The organism is Winogradskyella pulchriflava (assembly GCF_042434315.1).
Taxonomy (GTDB): Bacteria; Bacteroidota; Bacteroidia; order Flavobacteriales; family Flavobacteriaceae; genus Winogradskyella; species Winogradskyella pulchriflava.
In genome coordinates this window covers 12,880-32,471 of record NZ_JBHLTQ010000006.1, presented here as the reverse complement: position 1 = coordinate 32,471, position 19,592 = coordinate 12,880, and the positions used below count along the sequence as shown (strand labels likewise).

At 33.2% G+C, this 19,592-nt stretch carries 19 protein-coding genes; 7 read left to right on the top strand and 12 right to left on the bottom strand.

From position 1 onward, the window contains the following. Position 1: 1 nt before the first annotated feature. Entirely contained in the window at positions 2 to 379 is a 378-nt protein-coding gene (locus ACFFGA_RS12125; RefSeq protein WP_386064404.1) for a VOC family protein, read from the top strand. Positions 380 to 383: 4 nt separating this feature from the next. On the opposite strand, the gene ACFFGA_RS12120 is transcribed toward ACFFGA_RS12125, so the two are convergent. After that, entirely contained in the window at positions 384 to 827 is a 444-nt protein-coding gene (locus tag ACFFGA_RS12120; RefSeq protein WP_386064403.1) for an Lrp/AsnC family transcriptional regulator, read from the bottom strand. Positions 828 to 945: 118 nt separating this feature from the next. Between ACFFGA_RS12120 and ACFFGA_RS12115 the strand changes: the two genes are divergently transcribed. Then, positions 946 to 1,341 carry a hypothetical protein gene (locus ACFFGA_RS12115; protein WP_386064401.1) on the top strand — a complete coding sequence of 132 codons (396 nt, stop codon included), beginning with the start codon at positions 946 to 948 and terminating at the stop codon, positions 1,339 to 1,341. 3 nt (positions 1,342 to 1,344) lie between these two features. Here the strand turns inward: ACFFGA_RS12115 and ACFFGA_RS12110 are convergent, their stop codons facing one another. The 4 genes from ACFFGA_RS12110 to ACFFGA_RS12095 all read right to left on the bottom strand — a co-directional run bounded on the left by ACFFGA_RS12110 (position 1,345) and on the right by ACFFGA_RS12095 (position 6,744). Then, positions 1,345 to 1,959 carry a DEAD/DEAH box helicase gene (locus ACFFGA_RS12110; protein ID WP_386064400.1) on the bottom strand — a complete coding sequence of 205 codons (615 nt, stop codon included), beginning with the start codon at positions 1,957 to 1,959 and terminating at the stop codon, positions 1,345 to 1,347. 27 nt (positions 1,960 to 1,986) lie between these two features. Then, positions 1,987 to 2,526, bottom strand: a complete 540-nt coding sequence (locus tag ACFFGA_RS12105) for a sigma-70 family RNA polymerase sigma factor (protein WP_386064398.1) — start codon at positions 2,524 to 2,526, stop codon at positions 1,987 to 1,989. A gap of 285 nt (positions 2,527 to 2,811) precedes the next feature. Beyond that, positions 2,812 to 3,150: a DUF3703 domain-containing protein gene (locus ACFFGA_RS12100; protein WP_386064397.1), complete on the bottom strand. Its 339-nt coding sequence runs from the start codon at positions 3,148 to 3,150 to the stop codon at positions 2,812 to 2,814. 150 nt (positions 3,151 to 3,300) lie between these two features. Further along, complete coding sequence (locus ACFFGA_RS12095) at positions 3,301 to 6,744, bottom strand: methylmalonyl-CoA mutase family protein (protein ID WP_386064395.1); 3,444 nt, start codon at positions 6,742 to 6,744, stop codon at positions 3,301 to 3,303. 144 nt (positions 6,745 to 6,888) lie between these two features. On the opposite strand from ACFFGA_RS12095, the gene purU reads away from it, so the two are divergent. Further along, on the top strand, positions 6,889 to 7,743 hold the full coding sequence (gene purU / locus ACFFGA_RS12090; RefSeq protein ID WP_386064393.1) for a formyltetrahydrofolate deformylase: 855 nt from the start codon (positions 6,889 to 6,891) through the stop codon (positions 7,741 to 7,743). Positions 7,744 to 8,022: 279 nt separating this feature from the next. Next, positions 8,023 to 9,123: an OmpA family protein gene (locus tag ACFFGA_RS12085; RefSeq protein ID WP_386064392.1), complete on the top strand. Its 1,101-nt coding sequence runs from the start codon at positions 8,023 to 8,025 to the stop codon at positions 9,121 to 9,123. A 41-nt stretch (positions 9,124 to 9,164) separates the two neighbouring features. On the opposite strand, the gene ACFFGA_RS12080 is transcribed toward ACFFGA_RS12085, so the two are convergent. Then, positions 9,165 to 10,283: a TlpA family protein disulfide reductase gene (locus ACFFGA_RS12080; RefSeq protein WP_386064390.1), complete on the bottom strand. Its 1,119-nt coding sequence runs from the start codon at positions 10,281 to 10,283 to the stop codon at positions 9,165 to 9,167. A 252-nt stretch (positions 10,284 to 10,535) separates the two neighbouring features. Here ACFFGA_RS12080 and ACFFGA_RS12075 point away from each other — a divergent pair, with 252 nt between their 5' ends. Both ACFFGA_RS12075 and ACFFGA_RS12070 read left to right on the top strand, forming a co-directional pair. Continuing rightward, positions 10,536 to 11,240 (top strand): DUF4197 domain-containing protein, encoded by a 705-nt coding sequence (locus tag ACFFGA_RS12075; protein WP_386064389.1) that lies wholly within the window; start codon positions 10,536 to 10,538, stop codon positions 11,238 to 11,240. A 5-nt stretch (positions 11,241 to 11,245) separates the two neighbouring features. Further along, a complete protein-coding gene (locus tag ACFFGA_RS12070; RefSeq protein ID WP_386064387.1) occupies positions 11,246 to 12,223 on the top strand; it encodes a carbohydrate kinase family protein in 978 nt (325 codons plus the stop codon). Here ACFFGA_RS12070 and ACFFGA_RS12065 read toward each other — a convergent pair. From ACFFGA_RS12065 to pyrF, 3 genes are all read right to left on the bottom strand, one after another. Further along, entirely contained in the window at positions 12,202 to 12,711 is a 510-nt protein-coding gene (locus tag ACFFGA_RS12065; protein ID WP_386064386.1) for a hypothetical protein, read from the bottom strand. The genes ACFFGA_RS12070 and ACFFGA_RS12065 overlap by 22 nt on opposite strands. 173 nt (positions 12,712 to 12,884) lie before the next feature. After that, positions 12,885 to 13,673 (bottom strand): ABC transporter substrate-binding protein, encoded by a 789-nt coding sequence (locus tag ACFFGA_RS12060; protein ID WP_386064384.1) that lies wholly within the window; start codon positions 13,671 to 13,673, stop codon positions 12,885 to 12,887. A gap of 57 nt (positions 13,674 to 13,730) precedes the next feature. Further along, the gene (gene pyrF, locus ACFFGA_RS12055) at positions 13,731 to 14,546 is read right to left on the bottom strand and encodes an orotidine-5'-phosphate decarboxylase (RefSeq protein ID WP_386064382.1); all 816 of its coding nucleotides are present in this window, start codon (positions 14,544 to 14,546) and stop codon (positions 13,731 to 13,733) included. Between the two features lie 213 nt (positions 14,547 to 14,759). Here pyrF and ACFFGA_RS12050 point away from each other — a divergent pair, with 213 nt between their 5' ends. Then, entirely contained in the window at positions 14,760 to 15,806 is a 1,047-nt protein-coding gene (locus ACFFGA_RS12050; RefSeq protein ID WP_386064380.1) for an Ig-like domain-containing domain, read from the top strand. A 98-nt stretch (positions 15,807 to 15,904) separates the two neighbouring features. Here the strand turns inward: ACFFGA_RS12050 and prfA are convergent, their stop codons facing one another. From prfA to ACFFGA_RS12035, 3 genes are all read right to left on the bottom strand, one after another. Then, entirely contained in the window at positions 15,905 to 16,981 is a 1,077-nt protein-coding gene (gene prfA / locus ACFFGA_RS12045; RefSeq protein WP_386064378.1) for a peptide chain release factor 1, read from the bottom strand. A 416-nt stretch (positions 16,982 to 17,397) separates the two neighbouring features. After that, complete coding sequence (locus ACFFGA_RS12040; RefSeq protein ID WP_386064377.1) at positions 17,398 to 18,402, bottom strand: DUF3078 domain-containing protein; 1,005 nt, start codon at positions 18,400 to 18,402, stop codon at positions 17,398 to 17,400. 10 nt (positions 18,403 to 18,412) lie between these two features. Next, positions 18,413 to 19,591 carry an AIR synthase related protein gene (locus ACFFGA_RS12035; RefSeq protein ID WP_386064376.1) on the bottom strand — a complete coding sequence of 393 codons (1,179 nt, stop codon included), beginning with the start codon at positions 19,589 to 19,591 and terminating at the stop codon, positions 18,413 to 18,415. Between the last annotated feature and the right edge of the window lies 1 nt (position 19,592).

Here is a 19,592-nt window from a genome sequence, read left to right as displayed (position 1 = left end):
TATGAATTTAAATCAAGTTACAATTCCGTCGTTAGATGTTGAGACTGCGACGGAATTTTATAAAAAATTAGGCTTAAAATTAATTGTAAAGTCTCTGCCAAGATATGTACGGTTTGAATGTCCTGATGGAGACTCCACATTTTCTATTCATAAAGTTGAAGCGTTACCTAAAGGTAATGGTATAATCTTATATTTTGAAGTCGATAATCTTCCAGAAACAATTAGCGACTTAAAACAAAAAGGTATTACTTTTAATACTGAAATATTAGAACAACCTTGGCTTTGGAATGAAGCATATTTAAATGATCCTGATGGTAATGCAATTATCATCTATCACGCTGGAAAAAACAGGAAGAATCCACCTTGGCGAATTAATTAAACTTCTACTTTAAAGGTTTTATCTCACTGTATTTAATGACATGAGACAATACTATTTGCGTTTTAGTTTCACCATAACTAATCAATTGATCAATAAATGATTCTAAGTGTTTTTGGTTTTTCAACACTACTTCCATCACTATATTTTCATTGCCTGTAATTCTGTAACAATTAACTACCTCATCATAAGTTTTCAACTTTTCTAGAAAAGGTTTTAGCATACCCATAAAAGCACGAAGCGTGATTAAAGCTTTTAGCTGATAACCTGCTTCAAATGGAGATACAAACGTAGTATAGCCTTGAATAATTTCTGCGTCTTCCATCTTTTTTATCCGTTCACTTACGGCTGGTGAACTTATGCCTACACGTCTGCCAATTTCGGCATTAGACATTCTTGCATTTTGTTGCAAGCACTTCAAAATCTTCCAGTTTAAACTATCTATACTCATATTTAAAGAAAATGATCTATAATAACATAATAATTAAATCAAATATACATTTTTACTTTAATAATTAAAGTAAAATATCATTTCTAGTGCTTAATTTCGTGTGCATTGCTATTGAATTATGAATTATAACCTACCATCTCACTTATCAGATTTGCCTATATATAAGAAGGCAATGGATATTATTATGCTTTCGCGAAGCATATCTACCTATATAAGTCAAGATTTATCTTACTTAAATCCGGATGGTACTGAAGACAATAATATTTATTTTACTGGAGATATTATACAGCAATCTACCAATCTCGCTCCAGAAATTATTAATGCAGAGCGCGAGCGCTTTTCGGACAAAAAGCATAAGCATTTAGAGAGTTTAGAACTTCTAACAGCAAAAATGTATAGTAACTGCCGAAGACTAGAACGTTCTAATAGTAACGGTAGAGATTATTTACCTATTCTTAGAGGTGAGCTTAAAAAATTTAGAAAACTACAACGAAGTTGGATGATGACTTTGTAATTACTATTTTACCTTTACAAGATGTGCATTATTCATAAATGAATTCTGATAATTGAGAATTTTAGAATTCATCTCATCAGCAATAATTACATACTGACATTTACTTAAGCTTTCCGATAATCGTAAAATATGATTATAAGCGTTATTTCTACCTAAATAATCGGCATCTTCAATAGCGAACAACTGAATTTCGCCTAAATGAATACCATTTAAAAAATACAGTTTACTTAATCGCGCTGGAGTTGCGATGACGATATCTTGTCCGTAGTACACTTCTTCCTTTTGTTTTTCAATATCATATTCATCATAAAGTGCATAGACTCTAAGGTCCGTGTTTTTGGTAAACCTTTCAAATTCTTCCTTTAAAGCTAAAGCATCTGCTTTATCCCTAACAACAATTATAGCTCTAGGAGAATCTTCAAAAGCGGCTGCTTTTAATTTATGAATTGTAGCAATTATTAATGCTGTTGTTTTACCGCTTCCTTTTGGAGCAATAACATAAGCACTTGCACCTCCTTTTAAAGTTGGTAGTACTTTTTTCTGAAACGCATTAGAGGTTTCATAACCTGCATTTTCTAAAGATTCTTTTAATAAAGGATGTAGTTTTTTAAAGGACATTTAAAACAATTTCCTTCAAAGATACTATTAACCACAGACTTTACAATCTGCCTTGTCCTGTATTTCACCAACTAAGTGCCCTTCGTCATTCATAACAAAACCACAACAGTCCATAAAGCCTTGTGCTATTTGCTTTCGTGCTCTTTGTATTTGCGATTTAACTGTAGCTAATGGTAATTTTAATTGGTCTGCTACTTCTTGTTGTTTCAGCCCTTTTATATCTGATAGAAATAAAGGGTCTCTATATTTTTTGGGTAAGTTTTTTAAGATCCCTCTAAGACAATCTTGTTCTGTATGTTCTTTAATTGAGGACTCTGCTTCTATTTCTAAATCAGCAACTTGAAGTGTATGCTTAGTTGCTTTAAAATAATCTAGTAACGTATATCGTGCTACAGAGAATAACCAAGGTTTTAGTTTACTTTCATCCTTTAAGGTATGTAATTTGGTATGCACTTTTATGAACGTGTCTTGTAATATATCTTCTGTAATTACAGCATCCTTAACCTTACTTAAAATGAAACGTCTTAAGTCTTCTGAATAGGTTTTCCAAACTTCATTTGTTGTCATACACAAAACTAATAAGTCACTTCGAGTGATTCCGAAAAATTTCGGAATTGTATTGAGAAGTCTTCAAATGTTCTCGATACAAATTTGGCAACACCAAATTCACTCGAACTGACGATTAAATTAACAATTACAATTTGTACAAGTACAATTTTCACACGTGCAGTTACTACATTGACCATCTATACAGGATGAGCAATTACAAGTGCATTCATTATTATTTTTCATAATTCAAGATTTTTTAATGTTCATATAATAGACGAAGAAAGCATTAAAAAGATGCATTGTTTAGTCAAAATATTTTTGCAACTCATTTCTAATAGGCATAGGTTTTATTGCCGAAACGTTTGCTCCACCTGTATTGCCATCAGGAATCCATACTAAGGTAAAAAAAATTGAAGCTATAGTTCTTAAAATTTGCCCAATAATTTCTTTTACATTCTTAGTTTTTACACCATAAAGCAACATCCACAAATGACTTATGGTATGTCTGCACACATGTTTTTGCCCAAGAATATGAGCGTTTTCAAAGTGATAAAAAGCTTCAGAATAGCTTTTCTGCTTTAGAGCTGTTTTACCTAAACTTAATTGGTTGTAAAATTCTTGCTTTAGCTGTAGTTTAGTCATTTTTTCGTTTTACGAATAGACGACTAATACTTCAAAAAGATGCAATTTTACTAATATAAAAAAGTGATTCTCTGAGATCCCGAAACAAGTTCGGGATAAGCGATATTCACAATTTTGAATGCGCAAACTTTTTAAAAATTGGAATCCTGCTTACATATTTCTTCTATATTGTCCACCAACTTCAAACAACGCAGACGTAATCTGACCTAATGAACATACTTTACAAACATCCATTAAGGCTTCAAAAATATTTTCATTATTAACTGCCTTTTGCTGTAGGTCTTTCAATAAAGCTTCAGTATCATTAGCCTTATGAAGATTTTCTAATGTTTTAATTTGAAATTGCTTTTCTTCTTCAGTTGCTCTAATAACTTCAGCAGGAATAACAGTTGGAGAACCTTTACTGCTTAAAAAAGTGTTGACACCAATGATTGGAAATTGACCATTATGTTTTAGCGTTTCATAATATAAGCTTTCTTCCTGTATTTTACTTCGTTGATACATCGTTTCCATGGCACCTAGTACTCCACCTCTTTCTGTTATTCTATCGAATTCCATCAATACCGCTTCTTCAACCAAATCGGTTAATTCTTCTATAATGAAAGACCCTTGAATTGGGTTTTCGTTTTTAGCTAAACCTAATTCTTTATTAATAATTAACTGAATGGCCATTGCTCTTCTTACAGATTCTTCTGTTGGTGTAGTAATGGCTTCATCATATGCATTGGTGTGTAATGAATTACAGTTGTCATAAATGGCATATAATGCTTGAAGCGTTGTACGTATATCGTTAAAATCGATTTCTTGAGCATGCAAACTACGCCCAGAAGTCTGAATATGATATTTCAACATCTGTGCTCTTGCATTAGCTCCGTACTTATTTTTCATAGCCTTCGCCCAAATCTTACGAGCAACACGACCAATAACAGCATATTCTGGATCAATTCCGTTTGAAAAGAAGAATGATAAATTAGGTCCAAATTTGTTGATATCCATACCTCTACTTAAGTAATATTCTACATAAGTAAAGCCGTTAGATAAAGTCAATGCTAATTGTGTAATTGGGTTTGCACCAGCTTCTGCTATATGATAACCCGAAATTGAAACCGAATAGAAATTACGAACATTATTTTCTATAAAATATTCCTGTACATCTCCCATGAGTCGCAATGCGAACTCTGTGGAGAAAATACAAGTATTCTGTGCCTGATCTTCTTTTAAAATATCAGCTTGAACAGTTCCTCTTACCTGAGCAATGGTGTTCTTTTTAATCTCAGAATAAACGTCAGCAGGTAATACTTGGTCGCCAGTAACTCCCAATAACATTAAGCCAAGACCGTTGTTCCCTTCTGGTAATTCGCCATTGTATTTTGGTCGTTCTTTACCTTTATAAAGTTTAGCAATTTTTGCTTCAACCTCTTTTTCTAATCCGTTTTCTTTAATGTAGATTTCGCATTGTTGATCAATCGCAGCATTCATAAAGAAACCTAACAACATTGGTGCTGGCCCATTTATCGTCATACTTACAGACGTCATTACGTTTGCTAAATCGAAACCAGAATATAATTTCTTAGCATCATCTAAACAACAAATAGACACACCTGCATTACCAATTTTACCGTAAATATCAGGACGTAAATCTGGATCGTTTCCATAAAGTGTAACACTATCGAAAGCAGTAGAAAGTCGCTTTGCTGGTAAGCCCATACTCACGTAATGAAAACGCTTGTTTGTACGCTCTGGCCCACCTTCACCTGCAAACATACGTGCAGGATCTTCACCTGTTCTTTTGAATGGGTATAATCCTGAAGTGTAAGGAAACTCACCAGGTACATTTTCTTGGAGGCACCATCTTAAAATATCTCCCCAAGCTTGGTACTTTGGTAAAGCTACTTTAGGTATTTGTGTATGCGAAAGCGATTCTGTATGTGTTTCAATTTTTATTTCCTTGTCTCTTACTTTAAAGGAATAGATAGGATTTTTGTATTTGTTTACTTTTTCGTCCCAACCTGTAATGACTTCCCAATTATATGGATCTAAGTTTAGTTTTACACGGTCAAATTCACCAATTAATAATTTGATAAAGTCTTGGTTCTCGACTACGCTCGAACTGACAGATTCAGAAGCAATGCCAGCTTTATCTAGTTCTGGTGTAGCATCTAAAACAGATTCAAGAGTTTTAAATATTCCATAAAGCTTCTGAGCAACCTCAACTTGTTCATTCGCTTTTTTATCATAAGCACGATTGTTCTCTGCAATTTCAGATAAGTAACGTGTTCTGCTAGGTGGAATCACAAAAATCTTTTCGCTCATTTCTTTAGAAATCTCGAATGTCGATTTTAATTGAGAATCTGCTTTCTCCACCAATTTATCCATGATAGCTTTATAAAGCGTATTCATTCCTGGATCGTTGAATTGAGATGCAATGGTTCCATAAACAGGCAACTGATCTTGCGGAATATCCCAAAGATTATTGTTACGCATGTATTGCTTCTTCACATCGCGTAAAGCGTCAAGCGAACCTCTTTTATCGAATTTATTGATCGCTACTAAATCAGCAAAGTCTAGCATATCAATTTTCTCCAACTGCGTAGCTGCACCAAATTCTGGAGTCATTACATATAAAGCCACATCACTGTGTTCTATAATTTCGGTATCCGATTGTCCGATTCCAGAAGTTTCAAGAATAATTAAATCATACTCTGCAGCTTTTAGAACTTCAATAGCTTCGTTTACATATTTAGATAATGCTAAATTAGATTGACGTGTTGCCAAACTACGCATGTAAACTCGTGGTGAGTTAATGGCATTCATTCTAATTCTGTCACCTAATAAAGCACCACCTGTTTTTCTTTTTGATGGATCTACAGAAATTAATCCAATTGTTTTCTCCGGAAAATCGATTAGAAAACGTCTTACCAACTCATCTACTAATGATGATTTACCAGCTCCACCTGTTCCAGTAATACCTAATACTGGACAAGCCCCTTCTAGCTTCCCCAAAGGGGAAGAACTCTTACTCAGGCTTGAAAATAAGTCTTCAAATTTATCGTGTTGATTTTCGGCAAATGAAATAAGTCGTGCTATTGTATTTACATCTTTATCTTTAAGGCTTTGAGTGATTTCCTTCCCTTTGGGAAGGACTAAGGATGGGCTTTCATAATCTGATTGTTGAACTAAATCGTTAATCATGCCTTGCAAGCCAAGTTCTCGCCCATCATCTGGCGAATAAATTCTGGTGATACCATAATCCATTAATTCCTTAATCTCTTCAGGAAGTATGACACCACCTCCACCACCAAAGATTTTTATATGACCTGCTCCTTTTTCTTTAAGTAAATCGTACATGTATTTAAAGTACTCATTATGTCCACCTTGATAAGAGGTCATTGCTATTGCATTAGCATCTTCTTGGATTGCTGTGTTCACCACTTCCTCTACACTTCTATCATGACCCAAATGAATCACTTCTACTCCAGTTGATTGGATGATACGACGCATAATATTTATGGCAGCATCGTGTCCATCGAAGAGTGATGCTGCGGTTACAATTCGTACTTTATATTTTGGTTTATAGGGTGCAACTTGTTCCATTCGTAAAAATCTAGCTTATTTGAGTGGCAAATTTACGGAATATTCAAAAATTTTAAGCAGATAATATTAATTATCTAAAACTTGTGCAAAAGTATGATAGTATGCTATTTTAGTTAATTTTACTTACTCATTTAAGCTATTAACATGAATAAAATTACATTACTCATAAACTGTGAAGATCAACCAAATATTATCGCATCGGTTACCAACTTTATGGCAGACAATAAAGGTAATATTGTATATATAGATCAACATGTAGATAGAGAGCAAAATATATTCTTTATGCGTTTGGAATGTGAGTTTGACTCAAAGACCTTTTCTATTGAGAATTTTAAAACCTCATTCAATAATGCATTGGTTGAAAAATTTAAGCTTAAATGGAGAATGTATGCGGCTGAAAGAAAGCCAAGAATGGCTTTATTTGTATCTAAATACGATCACTGTTTGTACGATATTTTAGGAAGGTATAATTCTGGTGAACTGTTTCTAGAAATACCATTTATATTAAGTAATCATAACGATCTTAAACCAATTGCCGACAGTTTCAACATCCCGTTTTATCATGTTCCAGTTACAAAAGACACTAAACAAAAAGCAGAATTAAAACAACTGGAATTGTTAGAATCCTATAAAATAGACTTCATAGTCTTAGCAAGATATATGCAAATTATTTCTAACCTTCTAATTGATAAATACCAAAATAAGATTATTAATATTCATCATTCATTTTTACCAGCATTTGTAGGTGCAAAACCATATCACTCAGCTTATAAAAGAGGTGTAAAAATTATAGGTGCAACGAGTCATTATATAACCGAAGAGCTAGATGCAGGACCAATAATAGAACAAGATGTTGCACATGTCTCACACTCCTATTCAATAAATGATCTAATTTCAAAAGGAAGGGATTTAGAGAAAATTGTTTTATCGAACGCCATTAAGCTTCACGCGAATAGAAAAGTTATGGTTTTCAATAACAAAACTGTCATTTTTTCTTAAAATTTATTTCTTTTTAACAGCATGTTTTGGCTTATAATCATTCCGAATTTATATTAATTCAAAAAATATGTTAATTTTTTATTAATTTTTCATATTTTTAACAAATATTTGATTGATAAGACAAATATCCACTTAACTAGCTAACGCTTACCATTAACTTTACCCTAACTTCAAAAAAGTTAATAGTGACTCTTATTAAAAAATGTGTGTCTAAACAAATACGTGAGAAAACCTCTTACGTATAAGATAAACTATAACCATTAACTAATTTTTATTTCTATGAAACAAAAACTATTATTATTAGTCTGCTTTGTCGCTGGGATTGGATTTTCTCATGCTCAAGGCTTACCAACAAATCCAGAACCAGGTAAATGCTATGTAAAATGTATTACAAAAGATGAATTTAAGGAAGTTGAAGAAACAATCCAAACTTATCCTGCTTACACAACTTTAAAAGTTGTACCTGCTACTTACAGAACCGTTGAAGAGCGTGTATTAGTAAAAGAAGCTTCTAAGAAGTTTGTTTACGTACCTGCTACTTACGAGACTGTTGAAGTCCCTTACGTAAGCCAAGAAGGGCGTACGGATTTAAAAGTTGTACCTGCAACTTTTGGCAATGATTCTAGAACTTTTGAAATATACCCTCAAACCTCAGGATGGGAGTATAAAGTCTTGGAAGATTGCCCATCTGTGAATAAGGACGATTGTGTTGCTGCTTGTTTTGTTGAGTATCCAGCTCAATCAAGAGATGTAACTTTTACGACATTATCATCGGATGCTAGCACAAATTCTGTACCTGTACCAGAAACAACTGCAACATACAAAAAGCGTGTAGTTAAAACTCCAGCAAGAATGGACGAAATTGAAATTCCTGCTGAATATGCTACTATTAAAAGAAGAGTGATTGATACACCAGCTTCTACTACTACTAACACAATCCCAGCGCAATACCAAACAGTTACTAGAACTGTATTAGATAAAAAAGGTGGTATTACTACTTGGGAAGAAGTTGATTGCGAGTTACTAAATCCAAATGTATTACCAGTATTTTACGAACTGGGTAGCGCTAGATTAACGTCAGCTTCTAAGAAAACTATTGACGACACTTTATTACCAATCTTATCAGATTCTAATGTAAGCATTGAGATAATGTCTCATACAGATTCTAGAGGTAACGATGATTTTAACCAGTCTTTATCCCAACAAAGAGCAAACTCTGTAGTAAACTACTTAGTTTCTAAAGGAATCTCTAGAAGCAGATTAACTGCAAGAGGTTTTGGTGAGTCTCGTTTAACTAACAGATGTTCTAATGGAGTTGAGTGTTCAGAAGCACAACACCAAAGAAACAGACGTACTGAGTTTAGAGTTTTAAGTAACTAAGATTAAACACAAAACGTTTTTAAGATAAAAAAGCTCCTTAATTAAGGAGCTTTTTTTTGTATGTGATATACTGGATAAGTAACTATTTTCTTTTCGGCTTTGATACCGTAATTATCTTCAAGATCTGATTGCATAAGCTGGAAGAACTTATAATGAAAATCCCAATCGTGCAGACTAAGACTAATTGCAGTATCATCTGGCACAATTACTGGCATATCCAACACATAAGCCAATTGGTATGCAATATCCCTTAAGGAAACATTATCTCCCTTAATTTGAGAATCACCTATTAAAAATCGTGCATTATTTTGTCCCCAATCTATCTGATTGGTATCCCAGAATTTTGGAGTTTCAACCATAAAAGTCACACCTTCACCTTCACTAGACTTTCTATCTACACCTAAATTCATTTTTGTAATAAGCTTGTATGCCAGATTTTCGTTTGCACTAAACGGTTTCTTTAAATAAATCTCATAATCAGTATCTAAACCTTCTTCTAATACAATTTGATTCTTATATATTTTTGCTAAATAGCCTATGATATTTTTTAATGAACCAGACAGTTTTAAATAGTTATCATTGTCTATAACCTGCAACTCATCCAACTTGCCAGTTAATGGTTTTATTTCCAATGCTTCAGTAGGCAAATATTCAGAAATACTTTCCTCCGTATCAGAAATAACATTGAAAAAAGACTCAGATGATGCTCTTTTAGTTTGTTGTCTTAAATATTTTGAAATGATTTCTTTCTTTAAATCTGGAGCTCCTCCTTGCCACAGTACTTTTCCACTTGCATTAAACAACACACCATCTGGCAGAGCCTGTACATTATAAGCTTTGAAGGTTTCACCATAATAATCAATAGCTACAGCCAAACCTGTAGGCTTTTTCTTTAAAAATCGCTCTACTATTAATGGATTTTCGCTAGAAAGAGACACGATATACAAATCCGAAGGAAATTGCTTTTGCAAAACTCCTAAATGCTCTTTTGCCGTAATACAAGGCCCACACCAAGTAGCCCAAAAATCAACAAAAAATAGTTTATTATTATCTGTAGATGCTATTTTGGATTCTTGAATAAATTCTGAAACCTTAATTTGACCGTAAGAATAAGTTGCTGTTAGGATGCAAATTATAATTAATGAAAGTCGTTTTTTCATAAAACCATTCATAATGAATAATATAATTTACTAATGGATAATCAAATACTGTGCTAAAAATAACACTTTTAATATATTGATTTATATTAAACGCTTACTAGAACTCAAAATTGTCTCCTTACTCAGCAAACCTAAACCCAACTATGAAGTGTTTTTCACAATTAAATAATAGCATTAGCAATATTAGGTATGAATATTGAAACTTTTTTCAATAGTATAAATTATCTTTGTTAAAGATATAAAACCATACACATGATTAGAAGAATTTTTGCCCTACTTATGATTTTTAATTTAACAGCTTGTGCTGAACTACAACAAGTTGTTGATTCGCTTCCGCAATCTGAAGTGCTTAGTAATGCTGATATTGCATCTGGTTTAAGACAAGCTCTAGACCAAGGTATTGAGAAACAAGTTACAAAACTAACTCAAACAGACGGTTTTTTTAAAAACGATTTGGTAAAGATTCTTTTGCCTGAAGAATTACAAAAAGTTGATAAAGGCTTACGAGATATTGGCTTAGGCAATCTAGCTGATGAAGGTCTTAAAGTTTTAAATAGAGCTGCAGAAGATGCCGTAAAAGAAGCAACTCCTATCTTCGTCAATGCGGTAAAAGATATTACATTTGATGATGCCAAAAACATCCTTTTAGGTGATGACAATGCGGCGACGAGTTACCTAACCACAAAAACACAAACTGAGCTTTATAATAAATTTCAGCCTGTTATTAATAATTCTTTTTCTAAGGTTGGTGCTGATCAGATATGGAATAACCTGATTAATAAGTACAACGCAATTCCGTTTACAAACAACGTTAACCCAGATTTAACGGACTATGTAACCCAAGAAGCTTTAAAAGGAGTTTATACAATGATTGCAGTAGAAGAAAAGGAAATCAGAAACAAAGTTGCTTCACGCACCACTGACTTATTAAAGAAAGTGTTTGCATTACAAGACTAAGACTTATGGCTTATAAAATTGCAGTAGTAGGACCAATTCCGCATGATACCATTATAACACATAAAGGAGAAACCATAATAAAATATGGCTGCGTTACTCATCCTACAATTGCATTATCTAGGCTACTAGAAGGTTTGGGTGAAGTTATCCCAATTTCGCAAGTTAATAAGCGTGATGTTTCTGAGATTACAGAGTTATTTAAACCTTATTCAAATATTAATACCAATGGTATTCTTTCTGATGCCAACCAAGGTACAACCATAGAACTGAAGTTTTTAGATCAGAATAACAGACAAGAAAAGCAATTGTCTAACATGAAGCCTATTTCGCCTGAAGATGTTAAACCATTTTTAGATGTTGATGCTTTTGTTTTTGTGCCCATTACCGATTTTGAAGTTGAACTTGACACTTTAAAATTCATAAAAGAAAACAGTGACGCTAAGGTCATTTTCGATGCACATGGCCCAACGACCTACGTAACTAACCAAGGTAAACGCTTAAGAAAGTATTGGAAAGACAAGGACGATTGGTTACCATACATTGATGTCTTAAAAATGAACCTCGAAGAATCTATCTGTTCTTGGGTTGACGAAGACTATTCAACCGGTGAGTTATATGATGAAAACCGAACCGATCACCTTAACGATTTCGCCAAAGCAACACTAAACAAAGGCGTAGAATATCTTTATGTTACTCTAGACTCAAGAGGTTGTGCTATTTTCTTTAAAGAAAACAACGACTTAAAGCAAGAATTCATAAAATCTGTAGCTGTGAGTAATGTTGTAGATACCACAGGTTGTGGAGATTCTTTTGCTGGTGGTTTGTCTTATGGATTTACCTTACACAACGACTACGTAAAAGCAGCGCATTATGCCAATGCACTTGGCGCTATGAGAACTCAAGGCAAAGGGTTTGACGTTTTTAAAAACTTAGAGGATACCAATAAAATTATATCTAGTAACTATTCCTCTACCCTTTTATAAAGTCCATCAAAAGCTATTGAAATTTCGGTTTTATCTGTTATAGTTTCCCATAACTGTCTCACGGTACCATCTTCATTATCTGTCCAAGTGACACGATGAAAAAAAGTTTTGCCCTCTGCATTGGTTTCATCATCTGTTCTCATTATCATCTGATTGCCAACTTTATTTCCTTTAAGGTGCAAACTCGATCCTTTATTATCAATCCAAATTTGCTCCCATTGCTTGGTTTTATAATTGTAAAAATTGTTGCTAGTACCTGTATAACCAGGTGAGGCACTTATCCAGTTTTCTTGTAACACGCAGCTATCCTGAACTTTTTCTATTTTGTTTTTACCAGCTTTAGAACCATCTGGATTGGTCACTTCCCATTCTCCAATCCAAAAATCGAATTCTGAGTGCTTCTCTGTACAACAAATACATTGATTGGATTGCGCGCTTAAAGAAACCGTAAAAATCAATGCAACAAATAGTGGTAATACGTTTTTCATGCCTGATAGTTTCCCCTAAGTTATTAAACTACATTTAATTATATGCTAATATTAACATAACATTAAACGCACTAAAAGTCAGCATCTTTGTAGTGCAAAAGAGAGTTAGTTAAATCTTTTAAGATTACGAAGTTAGTTAGTAAAGTCGGTATTTTAGTTAGGTATCGACTTTTTTATTTTCCACTTTTAAGCAAGCTAAAATAACTATAAGATTGCTTTAACCTACTTCCATACCAAGAAAACAATTCGCCATCAACAATTTTAATTTTCTTTTCAGGAAACTGTGTTTTTAGGTCTGAAATATGATTTTCTTTAAAAGGATAAGGCTCAGAAGAAAGAAAAATAATATCGGTTTCTTTTAATTTTGAATGGCTTAAGTCAATTTCAGGATAACGTTCTTCGTTGCTAAACACATTAAGATAACCAGCTTCGCCAAGCATATAATCAATATATGTATTTGAAGCCGCTACCATCCAAGGATCTTTCCATATAAAATAGGCAACTTTAGGTCGCTCTTTATTTTGAAGTTGATTTTGAAAATTTTCACGTTCTTTTTGAATATTAGAAATCAAGCTTGAAGCGGTTTTGTCAACTTTAAAAATCGTACCGTACATATTGATGAGCTCAAAGCAATCTTCAAGATTATAAATATCACTGATATGGATTGGCGCCACATCCTTTAAACTTTCAATTATAGCTTCTGTATTTTCTTCCTTATTACACAGAATTATATCTGGATGAAGTGATTTAATTTTTTCAATATTAATCTGCTTAGTTCCTCCAATAACTTTCTTAGACATTCTAAGGTGTTTTGGATGCACACAGAATTTTGTAACTCCAACTACAAAATCTTCCAAACCCAAATCTACCAATAACTCTGTTTGCGAAGGCACTAACGAAATAATTCGTTTGGGTGTTCGCTTGAGTTCAAGCTCTCTATTGAGTTGGTCTTTAAATATCATGATTATAATGCTGAAACATACTTCGACTATGCTCAGTACAGGAGTTCAGTATAACAATTAATTAGATAGAATTTCTTTCATCTGCAGCTGCAGTTCCTCTGCTTTTTCAGCAGCAGCTTCAGCAAAATTTTCATTTTGGGATGCATAAATAATTCCTCTTGAAGAGTTTATCAATAAACCAACAGAATCATTCATACCATATTTACAAACATCTTGAAGATTACCACCTTGAGCACCAACACCAGGAACTAATAAAAAGCTATTTGGAATAATTTTTCTGATATCAGCTAAAAATTCTGCTTTGGTAGCACCTACAACATACATTAAATTCTCTGAATTTTCCCAAGATTTAGACGTTTCTAAAACCTGCTTATAGAGTTCGACTCCATCAACAGTTTTTGTTTGAAAATCGAATGCTCCTTGATTTGAGGTCAACGCTAACAGAATGGTATGTTTATCTTTAAAAGCTAAAAACGGTTCTACCGAATCTTTTCCCATATATGGCGCAACGGTAACGCTATCAAACCCTAAATCTTCAAAAAATGCTTTGGCATACATACTACTTGTATTGCCTATATCTCCTCGTTTTGCATCTGCAATGGTGTAAATTTCAGGATGATTTTCGTTGAGATAATTAATTGTTTTCTCTAAAGCTTGCCAACCTTTAATTCCGTAAGCTTCATAAAACGCTGTGTTTGGTTTGTAAGCCACGCAGAGATGATGTGTTGCATCGATAATCGCTTTATTAAAAGCAAAGATTGGGTCTTCTTCTTTTAATAGGTGTTTGGGGATTTTATTTAAATCTACATCTAATCCTATACAGAGGAAGGATTTCTTTTTTGTTATTTGGTTGATTAGTTGAGTTGTTGTCATTAGAATAAAAAGTTTCTGTACAAATGTAAATAAAGAAAAATTAGACACTCATAATTATATGACCTTTTAACAAACCTAAATTAATTAACTTCTCGTTTTTGTATCAAAAAAAATTTATCCTATTAATAATAATTGGCTATCAATGCAATACACATAATAAAATGAGAATTTTTACTTATCTTTATAACGCTATTAATCAACACATTATAAATTATGAAACTTTTAAAAAATCTTGGCTTACTTGTGTTTTTCGTTATTTTTAGCTGTTCTAATGATGACAGCTCAAATGATAACAATGAACTTTATACCTTTGTGAATAATGGAGGTGGTGCTGTAACTACACTATCAAATTCTGGTGATGTTACTGGCTTAGGTGTTGCTCAAGCAGTTCCTGCTGTACAAAATGAGATCTATCCAAAATCACTACCTATTCTATTATTCCTCAATGACAAGGTTTATTTTGATTCCCTTAAAGGTAATTTTGAAGTTACCCAAAATGATGAGTTAATTGGTGGAACAATTTATATTAATGAAGCCGCCAATGGTTATGCTATATTAACATTTGTGCCAAAAAATACCTTTTCTTCAAATTCAACTATAGTTTTAACACTCAAAAACGGAATTCAGGATGCAAGTGGAAATCATTTAAATCTTGATATGGATTACACGTTATCTTTTCAGACTAATTCACAAGATGGTGGTAATTTTGATGATAATTTAAGTTTTGAAAACGGCGATGATGGTGTATTATTTTTAGGAGATGGAAATATACTATCAGGTACCCAAGGATGTGTTTCACCTACAGATGGTAATAGTTTTGCAGCTATAACATCTGGAAATTCATTAGTCAGTTCACAATCGTCAATTGGTCAAGCATCTAGTATGATGATTTTAGGTACAATTAGTAATGGATTCTCAAGTATAAATTTTGACTATAATTTTTTATCCTCTGAATTCCAAGAATATGTAGATAGTGAATTTGATGACTCCGTTATGATAACTATTGTAGGTACAGACAATGTTTACTCTGAATTTCTAACTAGTGTTAATACAGTAGGAACTAACAATACACAATGTTCTGATTTTGCTGGTATGCCAGATGATGGTGATAATTATTCCGGAGAAACAGGTTGGATGACAAAGACAATAAATTTTGGAAATGTTGGAAACGATGCTTTAGTAATTTTTACAATTACAGATGTATCTGACACAATATACTCTTCAGCCTTTACATTAGATAATGTGAGTTTCAATAATTAACTTTTAATTATTTAAAAAAAAGACTGTATGCTTTACTTTGAAAACATACAGTCTTTTTTTTTTCTAGCATTTGAAAAGGACAAAACTACCTTTCAGATTTAAATGACGTCATCATTAGCCTTCAACAACTCTGTGTTTTCAGCTAACATTAATTCGTCTATTATTTTTTGAATATCACCATTAATGATATTTGATAAATCGTAAAGCGTTAAACCAATTCTATGGTCTGTAACTCTTCCTTGTGGATAGTTGTAGGTTCTAATCTTAGCACTTCTATCACCAGAACTTACCATACTTTTACGTTTTTCTGAATCAGCAGCTTGCTTTTTAGCCAATTCTAATTCGTATAAACGCGATCGTAAAACTTTTAAGGCTTTTTCTAAGTTTTTATGAGATGATTTTTGGTCTTGACAACTTACTATCATACCTGTTGGCTCGTGATGTAATTTAATTGCCGAATACGTTGTATTTACAGACTGACCTCCAGGACCAGTTGACGTTGTACGCTCAATACGCACTTCAGTCATGTCTAGCTCAACATCAAACTCTTCTGCTTCTGGCAGTACCATTACGGTTGCTGCACTTGTATGTACACGACCTTGCGTTTCGGTTTGTGGTACACGTTGTACACGATGTACACCTGCTTCGAACTTCATTGTGCCATAAACATCTTCACCAGAAACCTCAAAAATAATTTCTTTAAAACCACCTGATGTTCCATCACTTTGGCTTACCACATCAACTTTCCAACCTTTATCACTGCAGAATTTTGAATACATCCTGAACAAATCTCCAGCAAAAATACTTGCTTCATCACCACCTGTACCAGCACGCACCTCAACAACAACGTTCTTGGCATCGTCTGGATCTTTTGGAATTAAAAGGAAACGAATTTCTTCTTCTAACTTAGGCAGTTGTTCCTTAGCTTCATCGAGTTGCATTTTTGCCATTTCAACCATTTCGGCATCAGAACCATCTGCAATTATCTCTTCGGCTTCAGAAATATTATCTAAAAGCTCTTTGTATATATCACCTTTATCTACAATCTGCTTAAGGTCTTTATATTCTTTATTAAGTTGTATATAACGCTTTTGGTCTGATATAATATCTGGTTGAATAATCAGGTCATTAACCTCATCAAAACGTTGCTTAACTATCTGTATTTTCTCTAACATCTCTCTTCAAAAAATTGAATTTCAAAAATACGATAATTTATGAATTTTATATGCTTGAAAAATTCTTTAGAGTCTTAGAAAATATTTTTTTAATATTTAACGTTTTAGTTTATATGCGAAGGCAAGTTGTCTCTATACTAAACTACTACAAGTCAATGGCATTATATTCCTTTATGGTAACCCTAACGATTACCATAATTAATCCGGAATTAATTCTTGCCATAAGCACCAAATTATTTTTGGTCTTCATCTTATGGTTTATGCTGAGCGATAGAAAACTAAGACAACGTCTAAGGTTTTATAGAATTAGCGGAGTTTCTAATTTGAAATTTTTTAGTGTAATCTTTTTACTGGATTGTACTATAACCTGTGTGTTTATACACTTGGTTAAAGGGTTTATTTAAGCATGGCTTTTGCTACGGAGTAACTTCATTTTTGATAAAATTATCTAAATCGACAACAACACCTACTCCCAAAATTTGTTTCCATTGTAATTTTGGTCCTTCTATGACAAATTCTTCATTGGTCATTTCATTTCTTTCAACTTCAATCTTAATATCGTCATCGTATCTAATATGAGAGCCAAATGTTGCTTTTACATATTTATTGACTTTCATATCTAAGTTGAGTTCCCACTCAACATCTATATTTCCAAAACTATTTATATAATCTGTATATAACCGTAAAAGGCTATTTACTTTTATGTTTTCAAAAACCTCTTCTTCAAATTGATTTGTGAATAATATCCCGAATTCCTGCCTTACTTTCTTTCCATCTTTTATAATATTACCTTCCATATCATAAATTGCTGGATCTACACCAAATGCTCCTTGGTTTGCTAAATCAGAATCTAAAACAAATGTGGTTTTTAAAGTAAATGGCGAAGCGTAAAAAGATAAGCGCTCTATATGCCTACCATATTCCATTCCTAATCCCAAAAACATATAGCCAGGTGCTAAAAACTTAGATATTGGCTCGTCTCTGTCTGGATAATTGTATCCGTTGGCAAGTTGTGTATTAAAACTAAATCTACCAGAATAAAACCAATTACTCTGTGGATCTTTTTCTAATCCAATATTAGATATCACCTCTATAACATCTTCGGTTTTCCTAACTCCTTGTCCTTCTTGTTTATTTAAACCGTAACGTATATTGAAGTTAGAGTTCCAAAACCATTTTTCTTGTTTGTACTTTGCAGATGCTTTTCCTGTTATAATTCCTGAAATAGAATTAGTACCACCAGCATTCCAATTAGTAAACGAAACTTGATTAAGATAGAAGCCCACTTCCTTTTTGGTTCTCCATCCTATTTTAATTTGGTCGTTGTTTTTTTTATTAAAAAACAACGAATCTGGCTGCGAAAATAACTGGGCTGACCACAGTATGGCTAAACAAAATGTAATCCAAGAATAGATTTTCATGCTAAAAAAATTAATAAGAAAACGTACCGTATTCGCTTTTTATTGTTAGCATTTTTTTCTTTGAAGCCTCTACTCTACCAACAATCTTAGCTTCAACGTTAAAGGACTTTGATATAGCAATAATATCCTCAGCAACTTCTGGCTTTACATATAATTCCATACGATGTCCGCAGTTAAAAACCTGATACATCTCTTTCCAGTCTGTTTTGGATTGCTCTTGTATTAATTTGAATAATGGTGGAATAGTAAACATATTGTCTTTTACAATATGAAGGTTGTCTATAAAATGAAGAATTTTAGTCTGTGCACCTCCACTACAATGTACCATTCCATGAATAGTATCACTTTTATATTTTTTTAATATTGACTTTATAATTGGTGCATAGGTTCTGGTTGGCGACAACACTAATTTACCTGCATCTATTGGAGCGTCTTCTACAGAATCTGTAAGTTTTACTTGTCCTGAATAAACTAAATCCTCTGGTACAGCTGCATCAAAACTTTCTGGGTATTTTTTTGCTAAATATTTTGAAAACACATCATGTCTGGCAGAAGTTAAACCGTTGCTTCCCATACCACCATTATATTCGGTTTCGTAAGATGCTTGTCCAAAAGATTCGAGACCTACAATTACATCACCTTCACTAATATTTGCATTATCAATAACGTCTGAGCGTTTCATCCGAGCAGTAACAGTAGAGTCTACAATAATTGTTCTTACCAAATCGCCAACATCTGCAGTTTCACCTCCAGTAGAATGAATGGTTACACCGAAAGACTTTAAATCTTCTATTAATTCTTCTGTTCCATTGATAATTGCAGAGATCACCTCTCCTGGAATAAGGTTTTTATTACGACCTATAGTGGAGGATAACATAATATTATCTGTAGCACCAACACACAACAAATCATCTATATTCATTATTAAAGCATCTTGTGCAATACCTTTCCATACTGAAATATCACCTGTTTCTTTCCAATACATATAAGCCAAAGACGACTTTGTACCTGCACCATCTGCATGCATAATTAGGCAATAATCATCATCGTTGGTTAGATAATCTGGAACTATCTTGCAGAACGCCTTAGGAAATAAACCTTTATCTATATTTTTTATGGCATTATGGACATCTTCCTTAGAAGCTGAAACACCTCGTTGCGCATATCTTTTGCTGACCGAATTACTCATT

What these genes read in the sequence shown, in the direction of transcription:
- ACFFGA_RS12125 (WP_386064404.1), top strand. Translation starts at nt 2, where the DNA reads ATGAATTTAAATCAAGTTACAATTCCGTCGTTAGATGTTGAGACTGCG.
- ACFFGA_RS12120 (WP_386064403.1), bottom strand. Translation starts at nt 827, where the DNA reads ATGAGTATAGATAGTTTAAACTGGAAGATTTTGAAGTGCTTGCAACAA.
- ACFFGA_RS12115 (WP_386064401.1), top strand. Translation starts at nt 946, where the DNA reads ATGAATTATAACCTACCATCTCACTTATCAGATTTGCCTATATATAAG.
- ACFFGA_RS12110 (WP_386064400.1), bottom strand. Translation starts at nt 1,959, where the DNA reads ATGTCCTTTAAAAAACTACATCCTTTATTAAAAGAATCTTTAGAAAAT.
- ACFFGA_RS12105 (WP_386064398.1), bottom strand. Translation starts at nt 2,526, where the DNA reads ATGACAACAAATGAAGTTTGGAAAACCTATTCAGAAGACTTAAGACGT.
- ACFFGA_RS12100 (WP_386064397.1), bottom strand. Translation starts at nt 3,150, where the DNA reads ATGACTAAACTACAGCTAAAGCAAGAATTTTACAACCAATTAAGTTTA.
- ACFFGA_RS12095 (WP_386064395.1), bottom strand. Translation starts at nt 6,744, where the DNA reads ATGGAACAAGTTGCACCCTATAAACCAAAATATAAAGTACGAATTGTA.
- purU (WP_386064393.1), top strand. Translation starts at nt 6,889, where the DNA reads ATGAATAAAATTACATTACTCATAAACTGTGAAGATCAACCAAATATT.
- ACFFGA_RS12085 (WP_386064392.1), top strand. Translation starts at nt 8,023, where the DNA reads ATGAAACAAAAACTATTATTATTAGTCTGCTTTGTCGCTGGGATTGGA.
- ACFFGA_RS12080 (WP_386064390.1), bottom strand. Translation starts at nt 10,283, where the DNA reads ATGAAAAAACGACTTTCATTAATTATAATTTGCATCCTAACAGCAACT.
- ACFFGA_RS12075 (WP_386064389.1), top strand. Translation starts at nt 10,536, where the DNA reads ATGATTAGAAGAATTTTTGCCCTACTTATGATTTTTAATTTAACAGCT.
- ACFFGA_RS12070 (WP_386064387.1), top strand. Translation starts at nt 11,246, where the DNA reads ATGGCTTATAAAATTGCAGTAGTAGGACCAATTCCGCATGATACCATT.
- ACFFGA_RS12065 (WP_386064386.1), bottom strand. Translation starts at nt 12,711, where the DNA reads ATGAAAAACGTATTACCACTATTTGTTGCATTGATTTTTACGGTTTCT.
- ACFFGA_RS12060 (WP_386064384.1), bottom strand. Translation starts at nt 13,673, where the DNA reads ATGATATTTAAAGACCAACTCAATAGAGAGCTTGAACTCAAGCGAACA.
- pyrF (WP_386064382.1), bottom strand. Translation starts at nt 14,546, where the DNA reads ATGACAACAACTCAACTAATCAACCAAATAACAAAAAAGAAATCCTTC.
- ACFFGA_RS12050 (WP_386064380.1), top strand. Translation starts at nt 14,760, where the DNA reads ATGAAACTTTTAAAAAATCTTGGCTTACTTGTGTTTTTCGTTATTTTT.
- prfA (WP_386064378.1), bottom strand. Translation starts at nt 16,981, where the DNA reads ATGTTAGAGAAAATACAGATAGTTAAGCAACGTTTTGATGAGGTTAAT.
- ACFFGA_RS12040 (WP_386064377.1), bottom strand. Translation starts at nt 18,402, where the DNA reads ATGAAAATCTATTCTTGGATTACATTTTGTTTAGCCATACTGTGGTCA.
- ACFFGA_RS12035 (WP_386064376.1), bottom strand. Translation starts at nt 19,591, where the DNA reads ATGAGTAATTCGGTCAGCAAAAGATATGCGCAACGAGGTGTTTCAGCT.